Raw genomic sequence first — 1,631 nt, forward strand, 5'->3', positions numbered from 1 at the left:
ACCGTGCAGGAAGGGCATACGTTCTGCAGGAAGCAGGTTTCGCAGTCCGGTTTTCTGGCGTGGCACACTCTTCTTCCGTGCCAGATGAGCCAGTGATGGGCGGCGGACCAGTCCTTTTTGGGGATGGCCTTCTGCAGTCCCTTTTCCACCTCCAGAGGCGTGGTGCCTTCTGCCAGCTTCAGGCGGTTGGACACACGGAATACGTGGGTATCCACGGCGATGGCAGGATAGCCGAAGGCTACGCTTCTCACTACGTTGGCGGTCTTTCTTCCCACGCCGGGAAGCTTCACCAGTTCATCGAAATCCTCCGGCACCTCTCCGTGATAATCGGACAGGAGCATATGGCACATGCCCAGAAGATTCTTTGCTTTCGCCTTGTAGAGACCGCAGTCGTGGATTTCCGTTTCCAGCTGGCTCGGTGTGAGTGCTGCCATTTTGGCAGGCGTATCCAGTCTCGGGAAAATGCGGTTTGTGATGATATTCACCCTTTTATCGGTGCACTGGGCGGAAAGGATCACCGCCACCAGCAGGGTGAAGGGACTGCTGAAATGGAGCATGGTGCCGTCGTTTTTATAAACCTCTGCCAGACGGCGGAGCTGCTCTGCCTTGATCTTTTTTGTGACTCTCATAATCCGCTGCGAAGCAAGTATTCATGGGCTGCCAGAGCAGCTGCCGCCCCCTCTCCTGCTGCAATAATGATCTGCTTGTTCCGGCAGTCCGTCACATCGCCGGCTGCGAAAAGACCTTCCACATTGGTTTCTCCATCCTTGTTCGTCATGATTTCACCAAGAGAATTCACCTTCACATCCGCAGGCAGATAGGAATTATTGGGAATGCCGCCGGCCTCAACGAAAACGCCGTCCACAGTGAGCTCTTCCGTCTGACCGTCAGCCTTGTTTTTAATCACAAGGGACGTCACCTTTTTATCGCCCTTTACCTCTTCCGGCGTATAGCCCATGTATACCTTCACATTGGCGGCTTCCTTCATCCGCTTCACCAGGATTTCCTGGGCCCGGATGCGGCTCCGCACCAGAAGATAAACCACCGGGCAGAGCTTTGCCAGCTCGATGGCCGCCTGCACGGCGCTGTCCCCGCCGCCTACGATGGCCACCGTCTTCTTCCGGTAGAAAGGCGCATCACAGGTAGCGCAGTAGCTGACGCCCCGGCCGGTATACTCCTTCTCCCCGGGGATATCCAGCGTCCGGCTGTGCTTGCCTGCCGTCACAATCACCGCCTTGCCATGGGCTTCGCTGCCGTCATCCAGATGGGCCGTAAACGTGCCGTCCGCTTCCTTCACCAGAGAAGTGACACCGGCATACACAATGTCCACCGGATACTGACGCACATGAGCCTCCATCTTGTCCGCCAGTTCAAAACCGGAAATGGAAGGAAATCCCAGATAGTTTTCGATTTCCTTCGTCAAAAGCATCTGGCCCCCGATATCCGTAGTCAGCACTTTCACCGTCAGCTCCTTGCGGGAAGCATACAAAGCCGCATTCAGCCCTGCGGGCCCTGCACCAATCACCAGCACATCCGTCATATCCATAAAGACTCCTCCTCTTAACATATCGAAATTTATCGTTTTATAGTTCTATTATACATGACCCGGCCCGTTTATGCAAATCCGATAT

The 1,631-nt window shown here is 55.0% G+C and carries 2 protein-coding genes; both read right to left on the reverse strand.

The window, feature by feature from the left end:
* Positions 1 to 629: endonuclease III (nth, locus tag ACI4N7_RS07425; protein WP_439732718.1), on the reverse strand; the 629-nt coding region annotated here is incomplete at its 3' end.
* The gene (locus tag ACI4N7_RS07430; RefSeq protein WP_439732719.1) at positions 626 to 1,546 is read right to left on the reverse strand and encodes an NAD(P)/FAD-dependent oxidoreductase; all 921 of its coding nucleotides are present in this window, start codon (positions 1,544 to 1,546) and stop codon (positions 626 to 628) included. The genes nth and ACI4N7_RS07430, both read right to left, overlap by 4 nt.
* Positions 1,547 to 1,631 lie beyond the last annotated feature (85 nt).

This window comes from Dialister sp. (assembly GCF_051885895.1).
Classification (GTDB): domain Bacteria; phylum Bacillota; class Negativicutes; order Veillonellales; family Dialisteraceae; genus Dialister.